At 51.5% G+C, this 229-nt stretch carries 1 protein-coding gene; it reads right to left on the bottom strand.

Translation table 11 applies throughout. From position 1 onward, the window contains the following. The coding region (locus SB756_RS36330) for an EscF/YscF/HrpA family type III secretion system needle major subunit (protein ID WP_410914104.1) at positions 1–178 on the bottom strand (178 nt) is incomplete at its 3' end. Between the last annotated feature and the right edge of the window lie 51 nt (positions 179–229).

The raw sequence follows: 229 nt of genomic DNA, 5'->3' as shown, positions 1-229 counted from the left end.
AGGAAGAGAATGCAGCCTGATAGGCCGCCAATAGCGTGGGGTCCGACGCATCTTCATGCAATGCGGCCAGTGCCTCATCGAGTTTGGTTTTGAGGCCGGTAGCGCCGTCCTCGAAGCCTTGAGCCTGTCGGCCCAGGAAGTCATCATGAAATTCAATAGGGTTTGAAACCGTACTCATATATCAACCGTTATTATCAAAGGGATTTAGGAAAGTGCCAGGATGACGGTG

It is taken from the genome of Pseudomonas sp. SIMBA_068 (assembly GCF_046534705.1).
Taxonomy (GTDB): Bacteria; Pseudomonadota; Gammaproteobacteria; order Pseudomonadales; family Pseudomonadaceae; genus Aquipseudomonas; species Aquipseudomonas putida.
This window is presented reverse-complemented; position numbering and strand designations above follow the sequence as displayed.